The organism is Nitratireductor aquimarinus (assembly GCF_017255295.1).
GTDB classification, from domain to species: Bacteria; Pseudomonadota; Alphaproteobacteria; order Rhizobiales; family Rhizobiaceae; genus Nitratireductor; species Nitratireductor aquimarinus.
Map to the genome: position 1 here is coordinate 269,824 of NZ_JAFKDE010000004.1, position 25,648 is coordinate 295,471.

Consider the following 25,648-nt stretch of genomic DNA (forward strand, 5'->3'; position numbering starts at 1 on the left):
CGCGTGCGCCACGCGACGGAAAGATCATGCGCCCTTATGGGCCGCTTCGGTGCGGGCTTTCAAGTCGCGCAATGTCGCAAGCTCGAGTTCGGTGGGCGGCGGCGTCTCTTCGACACCGTCAGCAAACGTCACGGTCCAGCCGCAGGTTTCCTGCACCTGATCACGCGTAACGCCGGGATGCAGCGACACGACGGTGAACTCCTTCGTCACCGGATCCGGCTTCCAGATCGCAAGATCGGTGATGAGCAGCGTCGGCCCCTTGGTGTCGATGCCGAGCTTCTGGCGGTGGTCGCCGCCATCGCCATGTCCAAAGGAGGTGTAGAAATCGATCTTCTCCACCATGCCCCGCTTCGACTGGGCGAGCGTGATGTAGACTTCCTGCGAGGAGGTCGCGATTTCCGGAGCGCCACCGCCGCCGGGAAGCCGCGTCTTCGGGCTGTCATAGTCACCGATGACGGTGGTGTTGATGTTGCCGTATTTGTCGATCTGGGCCGCGCCCAGAAAGCCGATGGTGATGCGCCCGCCCTGCAGCCAGTAGCGGAACATTTCCGGCACCGGCACCGTGGTCAGCGCGGTGTCGCACAGCTCGCCATCGCCAATCGAGAGCGGCAGAACGTCCGGCGCGGTGCCGATGGTGCCGGATTCGTAGATCAGCGTGATGTCGGGCGCATGCGTCAGACGCGCAATGTTGCACGCAGCCGAGGGCGCGCCGATGCCGACGAAACACACATCGTTGTTCTTCAGCGCGCGTGAGGCGGCAATCGTCATCATTTCATTGGGAGTGAATTCGGGCTTGCTCATCCTGCGTCCCTCAGCTTCTCGACGCGGCCTGCGAAATCCTCGGGCGTCGCATCAAGCACATTCTTCTGCATCCAGTCGCGGAACAGGTCGCGGTCTGCGGCGATCTTGTCCCATTTCAGATATTCGGCGTTGTCACGCGCGTAATAGCCATGCGTGTAGGAGGGGTGTGCGCCACCCGGCACCACGGCGATGTCGGTCACCGTCCAGTGGGGCAGAATGGTCAGATTGGGGTGCAGGTCGGAGAAATCGTCGACGACTTCTTCGACGGTCACAACAGCGCGTTTCGCTGCAAGCACCGCCTCTTTCTGAATGCCGACAATGCCCTCGACCAGAACATTGCCCTTCCGGTCCGCCTTCTGCGCATGAATGAAGACGACATCGGGCCGCAGTGCCGGCACGGTGGCCAGGCTCTCGCCCGTGAAGGGGCACTCGATGAACTTGATGTTCGGGTTCACACGGGCAAGCTCCGCGCCGCGATAGCCACGGAAAATCGCGCAGGGAAGCCCGGCCGCACCCGCCTCATAGGCATTGGCCATGGCGGCGTGGGAGTGTTCCTCTATCTCGAGCTTGTGCGGAAAGCCGTTTTCCACCGCATCGCGCAGGCGGCGCAGAAGCCCCACCCCCGGATTGCCGGCATAGGAAAAGACCAGCTTGCGGGCGAGACCCATGCCGATCATCTGGTCGTAGACCACATCGGGGGTCATGCGGATCAGCGTGAGATCACGGAAACCCTGGCGGATCGCCTCATGGGCGGCGGCGGTGGGGATGAGATGGGTGAAGCCTTCAAAAGCGACGCTGTCGCCATTGTTCAGGTTCTCCGCAACCGCCTGGGGCAGCGGGACGAAACGCGCCATGGCACTCCTCGTAAGTTCGTATTGCGAACAAAAGTTTTATATGCGATACTTTCTAGATGGAGAATGAAACCGAGTCAAATGCCCCCGCCACAGCTGAAGCCCAGGCTTCGCGCGATCTCGTGGGATCGCTGCAGAAGGGGCTGGGCGTTCTGGAGATTCTGGCAAATGCGCCGGACGGCATGACGCTGACGGAAGTGGCGACGGAGGCCGGGCTGACACGCGCAGGCGCGCGGCGGCTGCTCCTCACACTGGTGGCGAGCGGCTATGCGCGCCAGACGGACCGGCGCTTCCTGCTTTCCGCGAAACTGCTGGGGCTCGCCCGGACATGGATGGGCGACGCCGCGCTCTGGCGCTATGCAGAGCCCGTCATGCGACGTGTGTCCGCAACGCTTGGCGAATCCTGCTCCGCAGCCGTTCTGGAGGGCGAGGATGTCGTCTATGTGGCCCGTGTGGCCGGCCGGCGCATCGTGTCCGTGAGGCTCAATGTCGGCACGCGGCTTCCGGCCTATTGCACGTCGATGGGCCGGGTTCTTCTGTCAGATCTGGAAGCGTCCGAACTCACCGGTTTTCTCGCGAAGGCGTCGATCAGCGCCAAGACCGAACGAACGGTGACGGACCGGGCCGAACTCGCCCAAACGGTGACCCTGGCCGGCGCGCGCGGTTACGCCATCGTCGACCAGGAGCTGGAGCTCGGACTGCGCTCGATTGCGGTGCCGATACGCAACAAGGCGGGGCGCATCACCGCCGCCCTCAACGTCTCCACGCAGTCGGCGCGCTTCACCTGCGCCGAGATGGAGCAGTCCATCCTGCCCACCCTGCTGGCTGCCGCGCGCGAAATCGAAGACTTTCTCGCCCTGCAATAGGCGGCCGCCCTCAAGCGGTATGACACAGCGGTTCATGCGGCACTCCTTGGACGTTTGTCGTCATTGCCTGGAGATTGCTCGATGGTCTGGCGCATACGGCGTGCAAGGCGCGCTTCGAGCCGCGCCTCCAGCACACGCTCCAGCACGTCGCGCGCGCCGGCATGGCCATGCCCCTTTGACATGGTGAAAAGCGAATCCACGATGGACACCTCATCCTGCGGAGACAGGAGGGCATCGATTTGCGCATCAGTCTGCGCGTCCGAACGGGCGTTTTGAATCAGTCTTCTCATAATTTGGAATCTTGCGCGCCGAACCTGACGGCAAAGCGGCGGCTGGGTGAAATTTTGACGACAGTTTCTAGGCATAACAGCGCCGCGCAGAGACCTGCGCGGCGGCATGCCGATTTGGCGGGCGCTATCTATTGATGGGCCAGGCCCTGCCCCTGATAGGCAGAAGGCGGGGGTGTCATGCGATGCAACTCCCCCTGCAGAAGCTCGAAAATGTCCATTGCGAGCCGCAGGTTGAAACGCTTGTCATCGAAGAACATGCCGTAGCGGATCTCGAGCCCGCCCGGAATGACCTCGACACAGTCTTCATGCAGCGCCGGATTGCCATCGAAAACGAAACCCGGCAACGGTGAGACCGCAGCCCCGTTGGCGACCAGCTTCATGGCGTTGGTGATGTCATCCACCTCGCCGATCACGTCATAAGAGACACGGCGATGGCGGAGCCATTCGCGGGCGACGATGCCGAGCGGCGACTGCGGATTGGTCAGCACCACCGGTATGGAGCCGCTGTTTCGCTTGGTCTGTTCGGCCAGCTCGCGCGAGCCCATCCACCGCATCGCATATTCGCTGATCAGATCCGGCCCCATTTCATTCGGGTAGAGCGCGCGGAAAACGGCATCCACCTGCCCCAGATCGTACATCTCTTCAAGCCGCCTGGAATCGGCGATGCGCCAGCTCACGCTTTCCTTGATCTTGCCAAGCCGCCCGAGCCCGGCAAGCAGCAGCGGCGCGGTGTAGGTGCAGATACCGACCTTCAGCTTGGAAACATTCTTTTCATAGCCCACCGTGCGCAGCCGCCGCTCAAGATCGAGCATCTGGCGGATAAGCCGGGAAATCTCTTCCTTCACGATGATCCGGTTGCCGAGTTTCTTGATCAGCGGCGTGCCGATCGCCTTCTCAAGACGCCCCAGATGCATACTCACTGCCGGCTGGCTGATGCCCAGCTTCTGCGCCGCGCCGGTCAGGCTGCGTGTGTCGATGACCGCTTCGGCAGCCCGCAAAGTTGCAAATGAAAGTCCATCCTGTCTGTGCATGCCCATATGCTCTACGCCTCGCTTCATAAGAGGTGGGAATCTGACCCGAAAGACGCTGCCGCGAACGCGGCACACAACGCTTCTGCAAGACGGCGATAACCGTCCGTCCGCATCACACGGCTCACCCGCGCAATGCAGTTTCACGATGCGCTCTGCACCGTTCTGCATCAGCCACGCCAAGCGCTGCCGATGCGACGCCAACTCATCAGCCCGGACCCGAATGACCCGGAAAACCGATCAAAGCGGCGCTACAAACATGTCCGCTGAAACATAAGTACCCCCGGAATTCCGACGTACCCTGCTCGATACAACTTCTGAACGATATCGGATTCAGATTACATATACAACCTGTAATGGATTATGTGGATATCTATGCAGCCTTTGAGGAATCAATATCGGGAAAATCCATATTTTTCATAAGGATACTCGATTATCAACATCGATAAGTGATAAACAAGAAATACAACTTATACGCTAAATTCCACGTATAATTATGCGTATACAACCCCGTAAAAAAGCCGGCCACGAGGGCCGGCTTTTGCCGATTCTGAAGGGAGCGAAAAAGCGTCGAAGCCGACGGCTGCTCCACCAATATTCCAGACCGCCTCTTGAGCGCCCGAACGCTCGCAGGACGATCTAACGCTCCATGCGGAAGCCCAGAAGCCTCAGCGCATTCAGCGTCACCAGAACGGTCGCGCCGGTGTCTGCAAGGATTGCGATCCAGAGCCCCGTGACGCCCAGCACCGTGGTGACCAGGAACACGGCCTTGAGCCCCAGCGCGATGGCGATATTCTGATGGATATTGGCCATCGTCGCACGCGCCAGCCGCACCATGCCGGCGACATCGCCCACACGGTTGCGCAGAAGCGCGCCATCGGCCGATTCGAGCGCCACATCGGTGCCCGAGCCCATGGCCACGCCAACATTGGCGGTGGCCAGCGCCGGCGCGTCGTTGATGCCGTCGCCAACCATCATCACCGTATTCCGACCGGTCAGCTCACGGATCGCGGACACCTTGTCATCGGGCAGAAGCTCGGCGCGATACTCCATCGAAAGGCGTCCCGCGATGGCTTCCGCCGTGCGCGCATTGTCACCGGTGAGCATCATGGTGCGCACGCCGAGCGCCTTGAGCTCCTGCATGGCGGCGGCGGCATCCTCGCGCGGCTCGTCGCGCAGGGCGATCACGCCTGAAAGCGCACCGGCGCGGAAAACGGCGGCAACCGTCTTGCCCTCGGCCTCGAGAGCCTCAATGCGGCTCCTTGCCGGCGCGGTCATCGCGCCTTCTTCCTCGGCATGGCGCGGCGAACCGACGAACACGGTCTCACCACCCACGCGCGCTTCCACACCGCGGCCGGGAATGGCGCGCGCATCCCTGCCCGCCTCATAGGAAACGCCAAGGCTCTCGGCATGGGCCAGAACGGCCTCGGCCAGCGGATGGCTGGAACCGGCTTCAACGCCGGCAGCCAGCGCCAGAACACGCGCCTCATCGCCATCGGCCGCCCACACATCCGTCACCGCCGGACGGCCGACCGTGAGCGTGCCGGTCTTGTCGAAGGTCACGAGATCGGTCCGGGCGGCAGCCTCGATAACGGCCCCGCCCTTCAGAAGCAGGCCACGCCGCGCACCGGTGGAGAGTGCGGAGGCGATGGAAGCTGGAACGGAGATCACCAGCGCACAGGGGCAGCCGATCAGGAGCAGCGCCAGCGCGCGATAGATCCAGACATCCCAGGCAGCCCCCGCCGCAAGCGGCGGCACGATGGCGACCAGCAGGGCGAACCCCACCACTGCCGGCATGTAGTAACGGCTGAACCGGTCGATGAAACGCTCTGTTGGCGCACGCGCATCCTGCGCTTCCTCGACCAGACGAATGATGCGCGCAATGGTGTTGTCCTCCGGCGCGCGCGTCACGCGCACACGGATCGCCGCATCGGTGCTGATCGAACCGGCAAAGACATCTTCGCCCTCGCCCTTCGTGCGCGGCACGGATTCGCCCGTCACCGGCGCTTCGTCGATGCCGGCAATGCCGTCGACGATCTCGCCATCGGCAGGAATCCGGTCACCCGGCCGCACCATGACGATCTGGCCGATTTTCAGCTCTGCGGCCTGCACCTTGCGGGTCTTGCCGTTTTCCTCAAGCAGCGCGGTCTTGGGCACCAGATCGCCCAGCGCCCGGATGCCGGCGCGCGCGCGGTTGGCCGCCACACCTTCCAGCACTTCGCCCACCGCGAACAGGAAGACGACAAGCGCCGCCTCCTCGGCAGCGCCAATGAACAGGGCACCGGCGGCGGCCACCGTCATCAGCATCTCGATGGTGAAGGGCATGCCTGCGCTCAGCGCGGCGAAGGCCCGGCGGGCGATGGGCGCAACGCCGATCAGACAGGCCGCAACGAATGCCCACATGCCGAGTTCACCCGGCAGCAGGAATTCCGCACCCCAGGCGGCGACCAGAAGAAGTCCGGTCAGGATCACCAGACGCCCCTTGCCGGTCTGATACCAGCTGCGGTCGCCATCATCCGCACCGTGCACATGACCGGCAACGCCATGTCCCGGATCGGCGCGCTCAACTTTAGAACCCTGCCCATGCGTGTGGTCATGCCCACCACAACAGGAGCTCTGCGTAACCGCGCCCGTTTCGGCCGCTTCCCCGCGCTGACGCGGCGCAATCGAATAGCCGAGTTTCTTGACCGCACGCTCCACCTTGTCGCGCCCGGTCTTGTTTTCATCCAGCGACAGGGCCAGCGTCTCGGACATCACCGAAACACTGACATCACTCACACCGGGAAAACGCTCCACGGCGGTGCGGATCTTGTTCGCACAGCTTCCACAATCCATGCCGCCCACCTTCCAGGAATAGGGGTTTGCGGCGCTATCATCCTGTTTCAAGGACACGATGATTCTCCTTACAGACTTTCAACGCCTGCAAGGATAGGATCTCTAGTTACTAGAGCTTCAAGAGGAAAAATGCGCGAATTCGATCAGCCGGCCTGATGCACGGGTTCGCCGCCGATCCAGGTGGAGACAACGCCGAGATCATCGTTCAGAACCACGAAATCGGCGTCCCTGCCAGCGCCAAGGCGGCCCTTGGCGTGATCGAGCCCGATGGCCTGCGCCGGATAGACGCTTACCATGCGAAGCGCTTCCTCGAGCGGCAGCCCGACCGTGCGGTGCAGATAGGCAACCGTCGCAATCATGTCGATATCCGCGCCGGCCAGCGTCCCGTCCTCCAGCGTCAGCCGGCCGTTTTCACGCATGATCGTGCGGCCGTTCAGCGTAAAGGATTTCAGATCGGTGCCGATGGTCGACATGGCGTCCGTCACCGCGAAAATGCGGGCCGGGCCATTCTTGCCGCGCAGGGCAACGCCAATCGCCACCGGGTCGACGTGAACGCCATCGGCAATGATGCCAACCCACAGACGGCCACTGTCGAGCGCAGCGCCAACGACACCCGGCTCGCGATGGGCAAGCGGGCTCATGGCATTGAAGAGATGGGTTACCAGCGATGCGCCCGCCTCGGCATAGGCCAGCGCCGTGTTGCAGGTCGTGTCCGTGTGCCCAAGACTCACCTTCACACCGCCCTCGACCAGCGCCTTCACCTGTTCAGCCGTCGCATTTTCGGGCGCCAGCGTCACCATCAGCGCCGGCAGTTCCCGGCGCGCCTCGATCATGGCGGCGAGATCGCCATCCTCCAGCGGACGGATCAGCGCCGGGTCATGCGCGCCCTTGCGCGCGATGGAAAGGTGTGGCCCTTCCAGATGCAGGCCGAGAAAGCCGGGCATCTTCATCCGCGCCGCTTCAACACCGGCGGCAATCGACGCTGCGGTCGATTCACGCGTATCGGTGATCAGCGTCGGCAGAAGCCCGGTCGTGCCGAATTTCGCATGCGCGCTGCAGATTTTCTGCAGTCCCCCGACCCCGCAATCGCCGTCGAACATCACGCCGCCGCCGCCATTGACCTGCAGATCGATGAAGCCCGGCACGACCATCGCACCGCCCGCCTCGCGCCGTTCGCAATCGGGAGCAAGCGCGTCCAGCGGCTCGATCCCGGCAATCCGGCCGTTCTCGACGATCAGCGCCCGGTTATCCTGCCAGGCGTCTCCATCAAAGATGCGCGCGCCGACGAGTGCGAAAGAAGACATGTCTCGGTTCCGATTTTCTGGATTACATCAACGTTCCGGGATCTTCAGCTCGGCGACGAAATCATAGGCGTCGCCGCGATAGATCGAACGGGTGAATTCAATGACCCGGCCATTGGGCAGGTAGGAAACGCGCTCGATATAAAGCGCGGCCTCACCGGGCGCGACCTTGAGAAGCTTGGCCTCGCGCTCATCCACATTGCGCGCGGAAATGCGCTGCGTGGCGCGGCACGGCCGGGCAGAACGCATGTCCAGCGCATCATAGAGCGAATCCGTCACCGATGCCGGATCGGGAAGGAAGCTGCCGATGATGGATGCCCGCTCGATGGCCATGGGCACATCGTCGGCGATGCGCAGGCGCTCCAGCCGGGAGACCGTATCCCCCACCGAAAGCCCCAGCACCATCATTTCGTCAGGAGACGGCGCGACAACCACCCGCTCCAGCCACTCGGACCGGGCAGACAGTCCGCGCCGCGCCATGTCCTCGGTGAACGAGGTCAGCAGCGAGAGAGACTGCTCGACGCGCGACACCGAGGGCGCAACGAACGTGCCGGAGCCATGGCGGCGAATGAGACGCCCCTGCTTCACCAGATCATCGACGGCGCGGCGCACCGTGACACGGCTCAAGCCCGTCAGTTCGGCAATGTCGCGCTCGGTCGGCAGGGCCGCGCCCTCGCCCAGCACGCCGCCGCTGATCGCATCTTCAAGAAGGCGACGCAGGCGCACATAAAGCGGGCCGGACCCCATGGCCGCAACGCTCTCTTCGGTGAAGAGTTTCGATACGCTCATCGTCGCCCCTCCCCTTCCATGGCCGGCGGGAACGCGCGCAGCGCAAGCTGCACCGCACCACCCAGCGCGTCGGCCAGTGGCTCTTTCAGGATCGCCTGATGCCGCGGCTCAAGCCGCCCGGCATAGAGCGCCCCGAGACCACCCAGGAGGCAGAGGCGTTCGCACCCCTCGAAAACGACCGTGTCGAGCGTCTCGGTGATATCGCGCACCGTGTCGCGCAGAATGCGTCCGGCCAGAGGGTCGCCCTGATCGTCGTACTCGAAAACCATCGGCGCGAAGGAGCCATAATCGGCCGGTCGCGCATTCTGCTGCGCGAACTCCACCATCGCTTCCGGATTGTTCTGGAAATGCGCCATGACGGCGCGGCTGAGCGGCGTGTGTTCGCGAATGCCGTCATGGGCGAGCAGGGTCTGCTGTAGCAGTGTACGGCCAAGAACAGCACCACTGCCCTGATCGCCGATGGCGAAACCCCAGCCGCCCACATTGCGCAGCTTACCACCGGATCGCGCCACATAGGCGGAGCCGGTGCCCAGAATGGCCATGACGCCGTCATTGTCGCCCAGCGCGCCCTGAAGCGCGATCAGACCGTCATGTACGAATTGTGTGTCGGCAAAGGGCAGTGCCCGGGCAAGCGCCCGCTGACGCTCACCCACATTGATGCCCGCAAGCCCCAGATAGGCCGGAATGCCGGAGAGATCGAGCGCATTGAGCCCCGCATCGTGTAGCGCCTCGCGGGCGGCCATCACGATGTTTTCGCCAATCGCGTCCGACGCGGTAAAAATATTGGCGGAGCCGCGTTTTCCGCGCCCGAGAACATTGCCATGCCGGTCGGCCAATGCGGCCCGGCAGCTCGTTCCCCCACCATCGATTGCAATGACAAATTCGCTCATGATCACTCCTCGCAATCATGATACCAAAAAGATACCTCTAGGAAACAAGAAAAAACAGAGCGCCGAAAATTTAACGCATCCATCTGTTTTTGCATCATAAAAATCTGCGCCACTCAAAAAACCGTTCGAAGATGAAAGATTCACCTCTGGACAAATGGTATTTTTTTGGCCTTTAATTTCTCCATTGGAGGAGCAGAGGGGTCCGGGGAGCGGAGCGCACAAGGCACACAAAGAAGCGCCAGTGCGTGACCAGAAAACCGGAAATGCCGGCCGGGCTCAAGAGCCGGCTACCAAAAAGAACCTCCATAGGAACAGTTCAGCAGCGCTCCGGGCGCCGTTGCGACCTGTCGTGCAGGCGCGGCTGCGATGCCCCGGGGCAAACCAGGGAGAAGACCATGATGAAATCCACCAAACTGGCGTTACTCGCCGCAACCATGCTCGGCGCGTCCGGCGTGGCGATGGCGCAGGATGCCGAGCTCACCATCGAAAGCTGGCGCAATGACGACCTGACCATCTGGCAGGAAAAGCTCATCCCGGCTTTCGAAGCCAAGAATCCCGGCATCAAGGTCAAGTTCGCGCCGAGCGCGCCGACCGAGTACAACGCGGTCCTCAATTCCAAGCTGGACGCCGGCACGGCTGGCGACCTGATCACCTGCCGTCCGTTCGACGCATCGCTCAGCCTCTACCAGAAGGGTCACCTGTCGGCGATCCAGGATCTGGAGAACATGGCGAACTTCTCCGACGTGGCGAAGGCCGCATGGAGCACGGATGACGGCGCGGAAACCTTCTGCGTGCCGATGGCGTCCGTGATCCACGGCTTCATCTACAATGCCGACGCTTTCGAAGAGCTGGGCATCGAGCCGCCGAAGACCAATGAAGAGTTCTTCGCCGTTCTCGAGAAGATCAAGGAAGACGGCACCTACATTCCCATGGCCATGGGCGCCAAGGACCAGTGGGAAGCCGCCACGATGGGCTACACCAATATCGGCCCGAACTACTGGAAAGGCGAAGAAGGCCGTCTGGCGCTGATCAGCGGCGAGCAGAAGCTCACTGACGACCAGTGGGTCGAGCCCTTCCGCCAGCTCGCCGCATGGGCGCCCTATCTGGGCGACGGCTATGAGGCGCAGGCCTATCCCGACAGCCAGAACCTGTTCACGCTCGGCCGCGCGGCGATCTTCCCCGCCGGTTCGTGGGAAATCTCGATCTTCAATGACCAGGCCGACTTCAAGCTGGGCGCATTCGCACCGCCGGTGCAGAACGCCGGCGACGAGTGCTACATCTCCGATCACACGGATATCGGCATCGGCATGAACGCCAAGACCGAGAATGCGGAAGCCGCCCGCACCTTCCTGAACTGGGTCGGTTCGGCTGAGTTCGCCTCGCTCTACGCCAACTCGCTGCCGGGCTTCTTCTCGCTCTCCAGCGAAACGGTCGAGATGGAAGATCCGCTGGCGCAGGAATTCGTTTCCTGGCGCGAAAACTGCAAATCCACCATCCGTCCCGCGCATCAGATCATCTCGCGCGGCACGCCGAACCTCTGGAACGAGATGTGGAACGTCTCGGCCAATGTTCTGCGCGGCGCACAGTCGCCCGAGGATGGCGCGAAGCAGCTTCAGGACGGTCTGGCAGGCTGGTACGAGCCGCAGCAGTAAATCCTGATCCTTTGAACAGGAAGCCGGGTCCGCCACCTGCGCGGGCCCGGCGCCATAGAGCCTTTTCCGATCAGATGAAATCACCTGATCGGCAAGAAATGGCTCCAGATTCAATAAGTTGAGCAATTCCTTTTCATTCGCATTGGTTCATTCCGAACGGGAAATGCTCCAGAGAGACGTTCCATGGCCCAAGCCACCAAGAAGCCCATACGCTGGCATATCGCCGTGTTTCTGGCGCCCGCCGTGCTGATCTACACGGCCATCATGATCATCCCGCTGTTCAGCACACTGCAGCTGGCCATGTACAGCGACGTGGAAAACAGCCAGGTCTATGTGGGCCTGCAAAACTTCCGCGCCCTGTTCGGCGATCCGCAATGGTCGGATCAGTTCTGGAACGCGCTCAAGAACAATACCTGGTTCTTCATCGTTCACATGATCGTGCAGAACCCGATCGGCATTCTTCTGGCTGCGCTGCTTTCAAGCCCGCGCCTGCGCATGCGCTCCTTCTATCGTACGGCCATCTTCATCCCGACGATCCTTTCCTTCGTCATTGCAGGCTTTGCGTGGAAACTCATCCTGAGCCCGTTATGGGGCGTGGCCCCCAACCTGCTCGACATGGTCGGCCTGAAAAGCCTTTTCCAGCCCTGGCTCGGCAAGGAAGCCTACGCGCTGACGACGCTGGCGCTGATTTCGGTGTGGCAGTTCGTCGGCATTCCGATGATGCTGATCTATGCCGCGCTGCTCTCCATCCCGGACGAGCTTCTGGAAGCCGCCGAATGCGACGGCATCACTGGCATGTCCCAGTTCTGGAAGGTCAAACTGCCGCTGATCCTGCCCGCCATCGGCATCATCTCAATCCTCACCTTTGTCGGCAATTTCAACGCATTCGACCTGATCTACGCCACGCAGGGCGCGCTGGCGGGACCGGATTTCTCGACCGACATTCTGGGCACGTTCATGTTCCGCACCTTCTTCGGCTTCCAGCTTCAGCTGGGTGACCCGAACCTGGGCGCGGCCATCGCCACCGCCATGTTCGTCATCATTCTCATCGGCGTGTCGATCTATCTGTTCGGCATCCAGCGGCGGCTGCGCCGCTACCAGTTCTGAGCGGGAGGACACAGACATGAGCATGGCAAGACACTCCCCCGCCCGCTCCATCGCCGCCCATGCGGTGCTGGCCACCTACACGATCATCGCACTGTTCCCGGTGTTCGTGATCGTCATCAACGCCTTCAAGTCGCGCAAGGCCATCTTCCGCACGCCGCTGGAGCTGCCCAATGCGGAAAGCTTCAGCCTGGTCGGCTTCGAAACCGTTCTGAAACAGGGCGACTTCCTGCTCTATTTCCAGAACAGCTTCATCGTCACCGTCGTGTCGCTGTTCATGGTGCTGCTGTTCGGCGCCATGGCCGCCTTCGCGCTTGCCGAATACCGCTTCAAGGGCAATTCGCTGATGGGCCTTTACCTGGCGCTCGGCATCATGATCCCGATCCGGCTCGGCACCGTGGCGATCCTGCAGATGATGGCCGCCTCCGGCCTCGTCAACACACTGACCTCGCTGATCCTCGTCTACACGGCGCAGGGCCTGCCGCTGGCCGTCTTCATCCTGTCGGAGTTCATGCGACAGGTATCCGACGACCTGAAGAACGCCGGTCGCATCGACGGGCTCAGCGAATACCGCATCTTCTTCCGCCTCGTCCTGCCGCTCGTACGGCCGGCCATGGCCACGGTCGCGGTCTTCACCATGATCCCGATCTGGAACGATCTGTGGTTCCCGCTGATCCTCGCCCCTGCCGAGGAAACGAAAACCATCACGCTTGGCGCACAGGTCTTCATCGGCCAGTTCGTCACCAACTGGAACGCGGTTCTGGCGGCCCTCTCGCTCGCCATCCTGCCGGTGCTGATCCTCTACCTGATCTTCTCGCGCCAGCTCATCCGCGGCATCACTTCGGGAGCAGTGAAATGAGTGCGCAGGAGACGCCCGTGCGGGTGCTGGTCGCAGGCCTCGGCAATATGGGAATGAGCCACGCACTCGCCTATCACGCCAATCCCGGTTTCGAGATCGTCGGCCTTGTCAGCCGCTCGAAGCCGGACCTGCCGGATGCGCTGAAAGCCTATCCGCATTTCACCGGCTATGAGGAAGCGCTGGCCGAAACCCGGCCGGATCTCGCCTCCGTCAACACCTATTCCGACAGCCATGCGGCCTACGCCATCGCAGCGATGGAAGCCGGCGCACATGTGTTCGTGGAAAAGCCGCTGGCCACCAATGTCGCAGATGCAAGGCGCGTGGTGGAAACGGCAAAGGCCCATGGCCGCAAGCTGGTCGTCGGCTACATCCTGCGTCACCACCCCTCCTGGGTGCGGCTGATCGAGGAAGCGCGCGGGCTCGGCGGGCCTTACGTGTTCCGGCTGAACCTGAACCAGCAGTCCTCCGGTCCGAGCTGGCACACACACAAGCAGCTGATGGAGACCACGCCGCCCATCGTCGACTGCGGCGTGCACTATGTGGACGTGATGTGCCAGATCACCGACGCCAAACCGGTGAAAGTGCGCGGCATGGGGGTCCGGCTTTCAGACGAAATCGCCCCGGACATGTACAATTACGGACATTTCCAGGTGATGTTCGAAGACGGTTCCGTCGGCTGGTATGAAGCCGGCTGGGGGCCGATGATGTCGGAAACCGCCTTCTTCGTGAAGGACATCGTGTCGCCGAATGGCTGCGTCTCCATCGTCATGGACGAGGGCGCGAAATCGGACGACATCGACGCCCACACGAAAACCTCACGCATCCGCATCCACAGGGCCGAAACCAATGCCCAGGGCCGCTTTGCCAATGAGGACACGCTCCTCTCCATGGAAGGCGAGCCGGGTCATCAGGAGCTGTGCGACCGCGAACAGGCCTTCGTTCTCAAAGCCATCCGCGAAGACATCGATCTCTCGCGGCACATGAACGATGCCGTGCAATCTCTCAACATCTGCCTCGCCGCCGACGAAAGCGTGCGAAGCGGCAAAGAAGTAGAACTGTAGGACGAAACCGTGGGCTCACTCGCACTCAAGAACATCACCAAGTCGTTCGGCCAGGTAGACGTCATCAAGGGCGTGGACCTGGAGGTTCAGGACGGCGAACTCGTCATCTTCGTCGGCCCGTCGGGCTGCGGAAAATCCACCCTTCTGCGCATCATCGCCGGGCTGGAAGACGCCAGCGGCGGCCATGTCGAAATCGACGGCGCCGAAGTCAACACAACGCCGCCCTCCAAGCGCGGCATCGCCATGGTGTTCCAGACCTACGCGCTCTATCCGCACCTCACCGTGCGCGACAATATGAGCCTCGGCCTGAAACAGGCGAAACACCCGGCCGCGCATATTGCCGAACGTGTCGATTTCGCTTCGAAAATGCTGTCGCTCGAGCCCTATCTCGACCGCCGGCCGGCAGAGCTTTCGGGCGGCCAGCGCCAGCGCGTCGCCATTGGTCGCGCGGTGGTGCGCAAGCCCAAGCTCTTCCTGTTCGATGAACCGCTTTCAAACCTCGATGCGGCGCTGCGCGTCAACACGCGTCTGGAGATCGCGCGTCTCCACCGCGAACTGGGCGCGACCATGGTCTACGTCACCCATGACCAGACCGAAGCCATGACGCTGGCCGACCGCATCGTCGTTCTGAACGCCGGCAGGATCGAGCAGGTCGGCACGCCGATGGAACTCTACAACGATCCGGCCAATCTGTTTGTCGCCGGCTTCATCGGGTCGCCGCAGATGAACTTCATCGAGGCTGCACGGCTTGGCCGCGACGATGCGAAAACCATCGGCATTCGTCCCGAGCACATCTCCATCGTTGCCGAAGGCGGCGATATCGAAGGCCGTGTCTCTCACATCGAGCATCTGGGTGCAGACACCAATGTCTATCTGGACTGCGGCGAATCCGGCCTCGTCTGCGCGCGCCTGTTCGGCGAGCAGAACTTCGAGATCGACAGCACTCAGCAGGCAAAGTTCGACGAGAACCGCGTCTTCCGCTTCGACGACGAGGGCAAGGCCATCCGCCGGAACGGCTGAACAGGCTCCACTCAATATCGCAGGGGGCGCGGGCAGGTTTCATGTCTGCGCCCCTCCCTGCCCACTCCTGCCCTCCCTGTTCCCCCTGCGCCAAAACGCGCCGCAACCATTGCTTAGTCTATCCTTAACCCGTCCACCGGAAGCTGTTATCGTGCGTTTGATACGGACAGGAGGTTGGATTGGCCATGGATAGCGGATTTGTCCCGGTCTCCCGACGCGTCACCATTCAGGACGGCGTCTACCAGCAGCTTCGTCATGCGCTCATGGTCGGTCGTTTCGATCCCGGCCAGACACTCACGATCGCATCGCTCGCGGAGACTTTTGGCACCAGCCACATGCCGGTGCGCGAAGCCCTTCGCCGGCTTGCTGCCGAGAACGCGCTCGAAATCGCCTCAAACGGCTCCGCCCGCATCCCCGGCATCAGCATCGCAAGGCTCGATGATCTGTGCCGCGCCCGTGTCGCAGTGGAAGGACTTGCCGCAGAGCTCGCCTCCACCCAGGCGACGGACGAGGCCATCGGCACGCTCGAGCGCCTCACCACCGCACATGACGCCTCAAGCGGCGAGGAGAGCATCTACGAGATGCTCGTGAAAAACCGTGATTTCCATTTCACACTTTATCGCTGTTCCGGTTCGGACGTGCTGCTGCAAATCGCGGAAACCTTATGGCTGCGCTTCGGCCCTTACATGCGCCTGCTCTCACGCCACCTGGAGCAAATTCTGCGCTCGCCGGAAGGCAAGAACTTCACCCGCCATCATCACGACGCCATCGCCGCCCTGCGCAGACAGGACGGCATTGGCCTGCGCCAGGCCATCAATGCCGACATTGGCGCAACACAGGCCCTGCTGCGTCCGCTCTGCAAGTGAGGAGCGATCCGCTTGGTGCCCCGCGCCCTCGTGGTTCGACAGGCTCACCATGAGGGCTGTTGGACTGCCGAGGGCGGTGTAATGCGCTGAATTGCGCTTTCTGAACATGTGAGGCAGAGCATTTTCAATGCCTTGCGCCGGCCTCCAGTATAGCCCTCATGGTGAGCCTGTCGAACCACGAGGGCGCTCGGCGCAACCGGCTACTCCGTGGCAGGCGGCTTGTTCCAGTGAATGTGCTCCAGCGCCTGAATGCGGCTGCGCGCGGCGTCCCAGTCCCGGTGCGTCACGCGGTCGACAATGGCTTCCGCCAGCGCCATCAGCACCACGCCGGAATCCCAGGTGCGGCCGGAATCGATGGCGCAGGGCAGAACCACCCGCGCGTAATGCGAGATCGGCGAAAGCCAGGTGTCGGTGATGAGCACAATGCGCGCCTTGCGTTCGCAAAGAAGCTCACTCAGATGCACGAGGTCGCGCTGGTAGCGGCGAATGTCGAACAGCACCACCACGTCCCCTGCCCTCACATCCAGCAACTGATCGTCCCAGGTGGAGGTCTGGTCCTGAAAGCGGCGCACATTGGGGCGCACGATGCGCAGATGCGCCGCCATGTAGCGCGCAATGGCATCGCTGAAGCGCCCGCCAAGCATGTAGCAGGCCGATTTGTGATCTGAAAGCAGCGCGCAGGCAGCCTCGAACTCGCTTTCGGGAATGGCGTCGAGCGTCGCCTGAATGTTGGCGGTCGCCCGTGCGAAGTATGACCCGAGCGCAGAGCCATCCGCGCTGCGCGCTGGCGAGGTGTCGCCTTTTTCCAGCGGCGAGAGAAGCTCCGCCTGGATTTCCGTGCGCAGCAGGCGCTGAAACTCCGGATACCCGGAGAAACCCAGCCGCGAGACGAAGCGCAGCACGGTCGGCGCGCTGGTTCCGGCAAGAGCGGCGAACTCGGCAACCGTCGACAGGCCGCTGCTTGGATAGTTGGCGAGAAACGCATGCGCCACTTTGCGCTCTGCGCCCGTCATCTGGCCGAGCGCTGCGTGAACCTGTTCTTTCATTCCCAAACGCGTTTCTCCAAAAGGCGCTGCCACATTCCGTAACAAAAATTACACGATTGACAAATGAGCGGCAATGCTAATCAATATTACAGAGCCGTTTCAGGGGATCGTTCCACTCAAAAAACAACAAGGGAGCGGACGGCTTGTGTGGAGGTTTGATGGTCAGGGCATTGCTTGCTCCATCCGAGGGACAGCCATTCGAGATCGAGCGCGCAGACGGGCAGTCGCCGGTCATTCTCGTGTGCGAGCACGCTTCGCGCGCCATTCCGCGCGCGCTTTCAACGCTTGGCGCAAAGCCGGAAACACTGGCAAGCCACGCGGCCTGGGACATCGGTGCGCTGGCCACCGCGCGCAGGCTCTCGGCCCTGCTCGACGCGCCACTGATCCATCAGCGTTTTTCGCGACTCGTCTATGACTGCAATCGCCCGCCGGAGGCGATGGACGCAATCCCGGAGATGAGCGAAGTTCACGCCATTCCAGGCAACCGCAACCTTTCCGACGATGCCCGGCGCGAGCGCGTCGCGGCAATCTACGAACCGTTTCGCGATGCGCTGGCGGAGCTGATCGCCAGCCGCACCGGCCCGGGGAAACTGCCGGTCATCGTCACGATCCACTCCTTCACCCGCGTCTATTTCGGCATCGCCCGCCACCGCGCCGTCGGCATTCTGCATGACCGCGACCGGCGGCTGGCCGACGCCATGCTTCAGCACGCGGAGGAGGAAGGCGTCGCCAATGCGATGCGCAACTATCCTTACGGGCCGGATGATGGCGTCACGCACACGCTGCGCCTCCACGCCATCCAGCACGGCCTCCTGAATGTCATGATCGAATATTGCAGCGACCTGATTGCCGACGAGGCGGGGCAACAGGAATGGGCGGAGCGCACTGCGCGGCTGCTCGAAGCAGCGCTGGAGCGCTTTCACATCGACATACACGCAGCCGGCCCAAAGCAGAACTGACAACAAAAACAGGGCTGGCGGCGAAACCAGAACGGGGAACGAGGGAGAGAGGAATGGGAGACAGGAGCCGATGCCAAACGCCATAAGGCGCTATGTGCGCCTGATCGACCGGACGAACCATTATGTCGGTCTGGTGGTCATGTACATGATCTTCCTGATGATCGGCATCCTGCTGTACTCGTCGATCATGAAGACCGTGTCCATTCCGCCGCTGTGGACGCTGGAAATGGCGCAGTTCGCCATGGTCGCCTACTACATGGTCGGCGGCGGATGGGCGCTGCAGAACGATTCCCACGTGCGGATGGACCTGATCTATGCGCGGTGGTCGCCGCGCACCAAGGCCATCGTCGATTCCATCACCATCCTGTTCCTGATCTTCTACCTGTCGCTGCTCCTTTACGGCGGCTTTTCCTCCACGTCCTACGCGCTGAAATACGGCGAAACCAGCTACTCGTCCTGGTCGCCCTACATGGCGCCCATCAAGATCATCATGTGCATCGGCATCGCGCTGACGCTGCTTCAGGCGGTGGCCCAGCTCTTCAAGGATCTGGCGCGGGTGCGCGGGGAGGAACTCACTTGAGCTACGAACTCACCGCCATCCTCATGTTCACGGGCATGATGGGCCTGCTCCTGACCGGCCAGCGCGTGTTTGGCGCCATCGGCTTCATCGCCGTGGTGTTCGCGCTTCTTCTGTGGGGCACGGGCGGCTCCGAGATCGCCTTCTCGGCCGCCATGAAGCTGATGAAATGGTACGCGCTTTTGACGCTGCCGCTGTTCATCTACATGGGCTACATGCTGTCGGAATCGGGCATCGCCGACGATCTCTACAAGATGTTCCATGTCTGGTTCGGGCCGGTGCGCGGCGGTCTTGCCATCGGCACCATCGCCCTGATGGTCGTGATCTCGGCCATGAACGGACTGTCGGTCGCCGGCATGGCCATCGGCGCGACCATCGCGCTGCCCGAGCTGCTCCGGCGCGGCTATGACAAGATCATGGTGACCGGCGTCATCCAGGCAGGCTCGTCACTGGGTATTCTCGTGCCGCCCAGCGTGGTGCTCGTGCTCTACGCGATGATCGCGCGCCAGCCGGTCGGCCAGCTCTGGCTCGCCGGCGTGTTTCCGGGCCTCCTGATGGCCGGCCTGTTCATTCTCTACATTGCCGTGCGCTGCTGGCTGCAGCCCAATCTCGGCCCCGTCCTTCCGGCGGAAGAGCGGCGCATTCCGATGTCGGAAAAGCTCAAGCTCCTGTCGGCCGGCATCCTGCCCTTCATGATCTTCTTCCTGATGACCGGGCTTTTCGTCATGGGCATCACCAGCCTCGTGGAAAGCTCCGCCATCGGCGCGGTTTCGGCAACGGCGGCTGCCGCCATCCGTGGCCGGCTGACGCTGAAAGTGGTTCACGACACGGTGCGCAAGACGCTCTCCGTTTCGTGCATGTTCATGTGGATCATCCTGGCCGCACTCTGCTTCGGCGCGGTGTTCGACGGGCTCGGCGCAGTCAAGGCCATCGAGGGCTTCTTCCTCGACCAGCTCGGCCTGTCGCCCTGGGAGGTGCTGATCCTGATGCAGCTCTCCTATCTCATCATGGGCATGTTCCTCGACGACACGGCCATGCTGGTCATCGTCGCGCCGCTCTACGTGCCGCTGGTCAAGCTGCTCGGCTTCGACCTCATCTGGTACGGCGTGCTCTACACGATCACCTGCCAGATCGCCTACATGACCCCGCCCTTCGGCTACAATCTGTTCCTGATGCGCGCCATGGCGCCGCCGGAAATCAAGCTCGGAGACATCTACCGATCCATTGTGCCCTTCGTGGCGGTGATGGTGTTCGCGCTCATCATCGTCATGGTCTTCCCGCAGATCGCGCTGTGGCTTCCCCAGCACGTCTACCTTCGCTGACACGCCAAAAACCTAAGGAGGTCACGACCAGAAAAGCCTGCGCCAATGCCCGGCATCAACGACCGGGACAACAACCAGAGGAGTGAACAGAGATGCAAAACAGACGCGACTTTCTGAAGAAAGCGGGCATGGCATCGGCGGCGGCCGCTGGCACCACGGCCCTGGCAACGCCTTATGTTCGCGCGCAGAGCCCGATCCGCTGGCGGCTGCAGACCTATGCCGGACCGGCGCTCGCAGAGCATGTCGTCAAACCCGCCATCGACGCTTTCAACAAGGCGGCCAATGGCGAGATGGTGATCGAGCTCTACCACGCCGACCAGCTGGTTCCGACGGGCGAGCTTTTCCGCGCCATGCAGAACGGCACGATCGATGCCGTGCAGTCGGATGACGATTCCATGGCCGCTCCGGTCGATGTGTCGGTGTTCGGCGGCTACTTCCCCTTCGCCACGCGCTATTCGCTGGACGTGCAGGCGCTGTTCTACAAGCATGGCCTGGCCGAGATCTGGGAAGAGGCCTATGGCGAGGTGGAAGGCGTGACCTGGCTTTCCGCCGGCTCCTGGGATCCGTGCCACTTCAACACCAAGGAACCGATCAAGAGCCTGGAAGACCTGAAGGGCAAACGTGTCTTCACCTTCCCAACAGCCGGCAAGTTCCTCTCCCGCTTCGGCGTCGTGCCCGTCACCCTGCCCTGGGAAGACGTGGAAGTGGCGGTGCAGACGGGCGAGCTCGACGGCATCGCCTGGTCGGGCATCACCGAGGACTACACGGTGGGCTGGGCCGACGTCACGCCCTACCTGCTCACCAACAATATCTGCGGCGCGTGGGTTGGCTCCTTCTTCGCCAATTCCGACCGCTGGAACGAAGTGCCGGACCATCTCAAGCAACTCTTCCGGCTCGCCATGGACTCCTCGCACTATTACCGCCTGCACTGGTACTGGGCGGGCGAAGCAGATCTGCGCGTCAATGGCGGCAAGATGGAACTCACCACCATCCCCGATGCCGAATGGGCGACGGTGGAAGCCGAGGCCGAAAACTTCTGGGACGAGATCGCTGCCGAAGGCGGTCGCAAAGAGCGCGTGGTCGAGATCCTGCGCAACTACCGTTCCCTCATGCAGAAGGCCGGTCCGCCCTATCGCTACGGCTGAGCGCAACGCGACTTCATGGCCCCGGGGCGTTCGCGCCGGGGCCATATCCCGAAGCATCGGACAGAACCGCGAAAGCGGTTTTCCTTTGTCCCGGTGCTCAATCCGCAAGTCAGATCACCGTTTGGGCGTCCGGATGACGCGCGGCGATCGGGAACCACCGACAGGACGAATTGAATGGCGGGCAAACTGACACTGGAAAGCCTCAGAGCAGCGGCAGAGGCCGGCGAGATCGACACCGTGCTCGTGGCGCTGGTCGACATGCAGGGGCGTCTGATGGGCAAACGCTTCCATGTGGAATATTTTTTGGAAAGCGCCTTTGAGGAAACCCATAGCTGCAACTATCTGCTCGCCACCGACATGGAGATGTTCACGGTCGAGGGCTACCACGCGACGAGCTGGTCGGCGGGCTATGGCGACTACACGATGAAGCCGGACCTCTCGACCATGCGCCGCATTCCCTGGCTGGAAGGCACGGCGCTGGTTCTGTGCGACGTGCTCGACCACCACACCCATGAGGACGTGCCGCACTCGCCCCGCGCCATCCTGAAAAAACAGGTCGCGCGGCTGGAAGCCATGGGCATGAAGGCGATGATGGCCTCGGAACTGGAGTTCCACCTGTTCCGCGACACGTTTGAGGAAGCCGCCGCAAAGGGCTATCGCGGGCTGGAGCGCATCAGCGCCTACAACGAGGATTATCACATCTTCCAGACCACCAAGGAGGAGGATGTGATGCGGGCGATCCGCAACGGCCTCCATGGCGCGGATGTGCCGGTGGAGAACTCCAAGGGCGAGGCCGATGCCGGACAGGAAGAAATCAATGTCCGCTACACCGACGCGCTGACCATGGCCGACCGCCATTCAATCGTGAAGAATGGCTGCAAGGAAATCGCCTGGAAGGCCGGGCGCGCCGTCAGCTTCATGGCCAAGTGGGACGACAGCGCCGCCGGCAATTCCTCCCATGTCCACCAGTCTCTGTGGACGCTCGACGGCAAGCCGCTTTTCTTCGATCCGGCGGGCGAACACGGCATGTCCCCGCTCATGCGGCACTACATGGCCGGGCTTCTCGCCCATGCCGGCGAGATCACCTGTTTCCTCGCGCCTCACATCAATTCCTACAAGCGCTTTGCAGCCGGCACCTTCGCCCCCACCAAGGCGATCTGGTCGTTCGACAACCGCACGGCGGGCTACCGCGTCTGCGGTTCGGACACCAAGGCGGTGCGCGTGGAATGCCGGGTCGGCGGCGCCGACCTGAACCCCTATCTGGCCTTCGCCGCGCTGATTGCGGCGGGCATTCACGGCATCGAGAACAGGACCGGGCTGGAGCCGGCCTTCGTTGGCGATGCCTATGAAGGCCAGGGCGTGCGCGAAATACCGAAAACCCTGCGCGACGCCACCACCGCACTGGACGGTTCGGCCATGCTGCGTGAAGCCTTTGGCGACGCAGTGGTGGATCATTACGTCCACGCAGCCCGGTGGGAACAATCCGAGTATGATCGTCGCGTGACCGACTGGGAGGTCAGGCGCGGTTTTGAGAGAGCATGACATGACCAAGACACTGCAATGCATTTCCCCCATCGACGGCTCGGTCTATGCCGAGCGCGCCGTGATGGACCCCGACATGGCTTCTGCCCTTCTGGCGCGCGCGCGCCAGGCGCAAAAGACCTGGGCCGCGCGTCCGCTTGATGAGCGCGTCGCGATGGTGAACGCCGGCGTCGCCCGCCTCAACGAGATGAAGGACGAGGTGGTGCCAGAGCTTGCCCACATGATGGGCCGCCCGGTGCGCTATGGCGGCGAGTTCGGCGGGATGAACGAGCGCTCCTCCTATATGGCCGGGGTCGCCGCACGCGGCCTCGCCCCCATCGTTCTGGAGGATTCAGAGAATTTCGACCGCCGCATCGAACGCGTACCCCACGGGCTCGTCGGCGTCATCGCGCCGTGGAACTATCCCTACATGACGGCCATGAACACCATCGTTCCCGCCCTCATCGCGGGCAATGCCGTCGCCGTCAAACACGCCACGCAGACGCTGCTGGTGGGTGAGCGCATCGTGCGCGCCTTCCATGAGGCGGGCATTCCCGAAGAGCTGTTCGTCAACCTCTTCCTCGACCATGCCGGAACGGAAAAACTGATCGGCGAACGCTCTTTCGACTTCATCAACTTCACAGGCTCCGTCGGCGGCGGGCGCGCCATCGAGCGGGCGGCTGCCGGCACCTTCACCGGGCTCGGGCTTGAACTCGGCGGCAAGGATCCCGCCTATGTGATGGACGATGCGGATATCGACTGGGCGGTCGATGGCCTGATGGACGGCGCGATGTTCAATGCCGGCCAGTGCTGCTGCGGCATTGAGCGCATCTATGTGGCCGAACGGCATTTCGACAGTTTCGTCGAGAAATCCGCCGAATGGGTCGGCAAGCTGAAGCTCGGCAACCCCTTCGATGCAGAAACCACCATCGGCCCCATGGCCAACCGCCGGTTTGCAGCCGAAGTGCGCAGCCAGACCGAAGACGCGCTGGCACAGGGCGCAAAAGCGCTGGTCGATCCGAAAGCCTTCCCCGAGGATGATGGTGGCACCTATCTCATGCCGCAGATCCTTGTGAACGTGAACCACCAGATGCGGGTGATGCGCGAGGAGAGTTTTGGCCCGGTCGTCGGCATCATGCCGGTGAAGAACGACGCCGAAGCGCTCGACCTCATGAACGATTGCGAATTCGGCCTCACCGCCTCGCTCTGGACCGCCGATCCGGACCGTGCGGCGTCACTCGGAGCCGAAATCGACACGGGCACCGTGTTCATGAACCGCGCCGATTATCTCGATCCCGCCCTGTGCTGGACCGGCTGCAAGAACACCGGGCGCGGCGGCGCGCTGTCGGAAATCGGCTACCACAATCTGACCCGTCCGAAATCCTACCATCTGAGAAAGAAACAGGCATGAAGCTCGAAGGAAACTGGTCCTATCCCACCTCCGTGCGGTTCGGCGCGGGCCGCATCCGGGAACTGGCCGAGGCCTGCAAAGCGGCCGGCATCACAAGGCCGCTGCTCGTCACCGACCGGGGCCTCGCCGGCATGGAGATCACGAAGAATGCCCTCGGCATTCTGGAAGAAGCCGGCCTTGGCCGCGCGCTCTTCTCCGAGGTCGACCCCAATCCCAATGAGAAGAACCTCGAAGCCGGCATCAGGGCGTTCGTGGATGGCGGGCATGATGGCGTCGTCGCCTTTGGCGGCGGCTCGGGCCTTGATCTGGGCAAGCTGATCGCCTTCATGGCCGGTCAGACGCGGCCCGTGTGGGATTTCGAGGATATTGGCGACTGGTGGACCCGCGCCGACGCCTCGAAGATCGCCCCCAATGTGGCCGTGCCCACCACGGCAGGCACCGGCTCGGAAATGGGCCGCGCGGGCGTTCTCACCAATTCGCAGACCCATGTGAAGAAGATCATCTTCCATCCGAAAATTCTGCCCTCGGTGGTGATCTGCGATCCCGAACTGACCGTCGGCATGCCGAAGGCGATCACCGCGGGCACCGGCATGGACGCCTTTGCCCACTGTCTGGAAGCCTATTCATCGCCCTTCTATCACCCTATGAGCCAGGGCATTGCGCTGGAGGGGCTTCGGCTCGTGAAGGAAAACCTGCCGCGTGTCTATGAAAATGGCAGTGATCTGGAAGCCCGCGCGCACATGATGAGCGCTGCCGCCATGGGCGCGGTCGCCTTCCAGAAGGGGCTCGGCGCGATCCACGCGCTGTCGCATCCGGTCGGCGCGATCTACAACACCCATCACGGCACCACCAATGCCGTTGTCATGCCAGCGGTGCTGAAGCTCAATCGCCCGGAAATCGAGGACCGCATCGCCGCCGCTGCCGCTTATCTGGGCATTGCGGGCGGGTTCGACGGGTTCTTCGATTTCGTGATGCAGCTTCGGGCCGATCTCGGCATTCCCGACCGGCTGGGCGACATGGGCGTCGGCACGGACCGCATCGACGAGATGGTGGCGATGGCTCTGGAAGACCCCAGCGCCGGCGGCAACCCGGTCAAGATGACCGCCGCCAACACGAAAGCGCTGTTCGAAGCCTGCATCTGAGGTTCGGCGCACGCGCCTCTCATCCGCCTGCCGGCACCTTCTCCCCGTTCATGGGGAGAAGGAAAGCGCGGCGATGACGGCGGAACCATTTCACCGATGCAGTGAAGGGCGCTAACAACAAAACTTCCTCCTTCTCCCCGCGCGCGGGGAGAAGGTGCCGGCAGGCGGATGAGGGGCCTGCGCCAACGCTACAAGTTTGCGCCCTCCATCCCGCCCCCGCCCTTCGCCTTTCGGCAAGCTCAAGAAGCTCAGGATGAGGGCTGTGGTTGTGCTGGCCAACAGCAAACTATGCCGCGTATGTCTGGCCTCTCC

Annotated in this window: 23 protein-coding genes; 14 read left to right on the plus strand and 9 right to left on the minus strand. The window is 62.5% G+C overall.

Translation table 11 applies throughout. From position 1 onward, the window contains the following. Nucleotides 1–24: 24 nt before the first annotated feature. Both JYP46_RS08620 and JYP46_RS08625 read right to left on the minus strand, forming a co-directional pair. A complete protein-coding gene (locus tag JYP46_RS08620) occupies nucleotides 25–801 on the minus strand; it encodes a CoA-transferase subunit beta (RefSeq protein WP_206547853.1) in 777 nt (258 codons plus the stop codon). Continuing rightward, nucleotides 798–1,655, minus strand: a complete 858-nt coding sequence (locus JYP46_RS08625) for a CoA transferase subunit A (protein WP_206547854.1) — start codon at nucleotides 1,653–1,655, stop codon at nucleotides 798–800. The genes JYP46_RS08620 and JYP46_RS08625 overlap by 4 nt, the downstream gene beginning before the upstream one ends. Nucleotides 1,656–1,711: 56 nt before the next feature. On the opposite strand from JYP46_RS08625, the gene JYP46_RS08630 reads away from it, so the two are divergent. Then, nucleotides 1,712–2,518, plus strand: a complete 807-nt coding sequence (locus JYP46_RS08630) for an IclR family transcriptional regulator domain-containing protein (RefSeq protein ID WP_206547855.1) — start codon at nucleotides 1,712–1,714, stop codon at nucleotides 2,516–2,518. 32 nt (nucleotides 2,519–2,550) lie between these two features. Here JYP46_RS08630 and JYP46_RS08635 read toward each other — a convergent pair whose 3' ends face one another. From JYP46_RS08635 to JYP46_RS08660, 6 genes are all read right to left on the minus strand, one after another. Then, nucleotides 2,551–2,808: a hypothetical protein gene (locus JYP46_RS08635; protein ID WP_113153011.1), complete on the minus strand. Its 258-nt coding sequence runs from the start codon at nucleotides 2,806–2,808 to the stop codon at nucleotides 2,551–2,553. Between the two features lie 128 nt (nucleotides 2,809–2,936). Next, entirely contained in the window at nucleotides 2,937–3,839 is a 903-nt protein-coding gene (locus JYP46_RS08640; protein ID WP_222473985.1) for a LysR family transcriptional regulator, read from the minus strand. Between the two features lie 636 nt (nucleotides 3,840–4,475). After that, entirely contained in the window at nucleotides 4,476–6,671 is a 2,196-nt protein-coding gene (locus JYP46_RS08645) for a heavy metal translocating P-type ATPase (RefSeq protein ID WP_210346596.1), read from the minus strand. Between the two features lie 143 nt (nucleotides 6,672–6,814). Continuing rightward, nucleotides 6,815–7,975, minus strand: a complete 1,161-nt coding sequence (gene nagA / locus JYP46_RS08650) for an N-acetylglucosamine-6-phosphate deacetylase (RefSeq protein WP_206547858.1) — start codon at nucleotides 7,973–7,975, stop codon at nucleotides 6,815–6,817. A gap of 27 nt (nucleotides 7,976–8,002) precedes the next feature. Next, nucleotides 8,003–8,761 carry a GntR family transcriptional regulator gene (locus tag JYP46_RS08655; protein WP_206547859.1) on the minus strand — a complete coding sequence of 253 codons (759 nt, stop codon included), beginning with the start codon at nucleotides 8,759–8,761 and terminating at the stop codon, nucleotides 8,003–8,005. After that, nucleotides 8,758–9,651: a glucosamine kinase nucleotide-binding domain-containing protein gene (locus tag JYP46_RS08660; RefSeq protein ID WP_206547860.1), complete on the minus strand. Its 894-nt coding sequence runs from the start codon at nucleotides 9,649–9,651 to the stop codon at nucleotides 8,758–8,760. Before JYP46_RS08660 ends, JYP46_RS08655 begins: the two co-directional genes overlap by 4 nt. Before the next feature lie 395 nt (nucleotides 9,652–10,046). On the opposite strand from JYP46_RS08660, the gene JYP46_RS08665 reads away from it, so the two are divergent. The 6 genes from JYP46_RS08665 to JYP46_RS08690 all read left to right on the plus strand — a co-directional run bounded on the left by JYP46_RS08665 (nucleotide 10,047) and on the right by JYP46_RS08690 (nucleotide 16,213). Further along, nucleotides 10,047–11,303 (plus strand): ABC transporter substrate-binding protein, encoded by a 1,257-nt coding sequence (locus JYP46_RS08665; protein ID WP_113153015.1) that lies wholly within the window; start codon nucleotides 10,047–10,049, stop codon nucleotides 11,301–11,303. Between the two features lie 183 nt (nucleotides 11,304–11,486). Further along, entirely contained in the window at nucleotides 11,487–12,410 is a 924-nt protein-coding gene (locus JYP46_RS08670; RefSeq protein ID WP_206544242.1) for a carbohydrate ABC transporter permease, read from the plus strand. A gap of 16 nt (nucleotides 12,411–12,426) precedes the next feature. Beyond that, entirely contained in the window at nucleotides 12,427–13,266 is an 840-nt protein-coding gene (locus tag JYP46_RS08675; protein ID WP_113153017.1) for a carbohydrate ABC transporter permease, read from the plus strand. After that, nucleotides 13,263–14,327, plus strand: coding sequence for a Gfo/Idh/MocA family protein (locus JYP46_RS08680; protein ID WP_206544244.1), 1,065 nt, complete (start codon nucleotides 13,263–13,265; stop codon nucleotides 14,325–14,327). The genes JYP46_RS08675 and JYP46_RS08680 overlap by 4 nt, the downstream gene beginning before the upstream one ends. Before the next feature lie 9 nt (nucleotides 14,328–14,336). Then, nucleotides 14,337–15,347 (plus strand): ABC transporter ATP-binding protein, encoded by a 1,011-nt coding sequence (locus tag JYP46_RS08685; RefSeq protein WP_113153019.1) that lies wholly within the window; start codon nucleotides 14,337–14,339, stop codon nucleotides 15,345–15,347. Nucleotides 15,348–15,532: 185 nt separating this feature from the next. Then, nucleotides 15,533–16,213 (plus strand): GntR family transcriptional regulator, encoded by a 681-nt coding sequence (locus JYP46_RS08690; RefSeq protein ID WP_206547861.1) that lies wholly within the window; start codon nucleotides 15,533–15,535, stop codon nucleotides 16,211–16,213. Nucleotides 16,214–16,413: 200 nt separating this feature from the next. Here the strand turns inward: JYP46_RS08690 and JYP46_RS08695 are convergent, their stop codons facing one another. Further along, a complete protein-coding gene (locus JYP46_RS08695; RefSeq protein ID WP_113153021.1) occupies nucleotides 16,414–17,259 on the minus strand; it encodes a MurR/RpiR family transcriptional regulator in 846 nt (281 codons plus the stop codon). Nucleotides 17,260–17,417: 158 nt separating this feature from the next. Between JYP46_RS08695 and JYP46_RS08700 the strand changes: the two genes are divergently transcribed. The 7 genes from JYP46_RS08700 (at nucleotide 17,418) to JYP46_RS08730 (ending at nucleotide 25,336) form a co-directional block, all read left to right on the plus strand. Beyond that, a complete protein-coding gene (locus JYP46_RS08700) occupies nucleotides 17,418–18,218 on the plus strand; it encodes an N-formylglutamate amidohydrolase (RefSeq protein WP_206547862.1) in 801 nt (266 codons plus the stop codon). Nucleotides 18,219–18,288: 70 nt separating this feature from the next. After that, complete coding sequence (locus JYP46_RS08705; protein WP_113153022.1) at nucleotides 18,289–18,798, plus strand: TRAP transporter small permease subunit; 510 nt, start codon at nucleotides 18,289–18,291, stop codon at nucleotides 18,796–18,798. After that, a complete protein-coding gene (locus tag JYP46_RS08710) occupies nucleotides 18,795–20,117 on the plus strand; it encodes a TRAP transporter large permease (protein WP_206547863.1) in 1,323 nt (440 codons plus the stop codon). The genes JYP46_RS08705 and JYP46_RS08710 overlap by 4 nt, the downstream gene beginning before the upstream one ends. Before the next feature lie 92 nt (nucleotides 20,118–20,209). After that, nucleotides 20,210–21,262 (plus strand): TRAP transporter substrate-binding protein, encoded by a 1,053-nt coding sequence (locus JYP46_RS08715; RefSeq protein ID WP_113153024.1) that lies wholly within the window; start codon nucleotides 20,210–20,212, stop codon nucleotides 21,260–21,262. A gap of 174 nt (nucleotides 21,263–21,436) precedes the next feature. Continuing rightward, complete coding sequence (locus tag JYP46_RS08720) at nucleotides 21,437–22,804, plus strand: glutamine synthetase family protein (protein WP_206547864.1); 1,368 nt, start codon at nucleotides 21,437–21,439, stop codon at nucleotides 22,802–22,804. Between the two features lies 1 nt (nucleotide 22,805). Next, complete coding sequence (locus JYP46_RS08725; protein ID WP_206547865.1) at nucleotides 22,806–24,194, plus strand: aldehyde dehydrogenase family protein; 1,389 nt, start codon at nucleotides 22,806–22,808, stop codon at nucleotides 24,192–24,194. After that, nucleotides 24,191–25,336, plus strand: a complete 1,146-nt coding sequence (locus tag JYP46_RS08730; RefSeq protein WP_206547866.1) for an iron-containing alcohol dehydrogenase — start codon at nucleotides 24,191–24,193, stop codon at nucleotides 25,334–25,336. Before JYP46_RS08725 ends, JYP46_RS08730 begins: the two co-directional genes overlap by 4 nt. The last annotated feature ends 312 nt before the right edge of the window (nucleotides 25,337–25,648 follow it).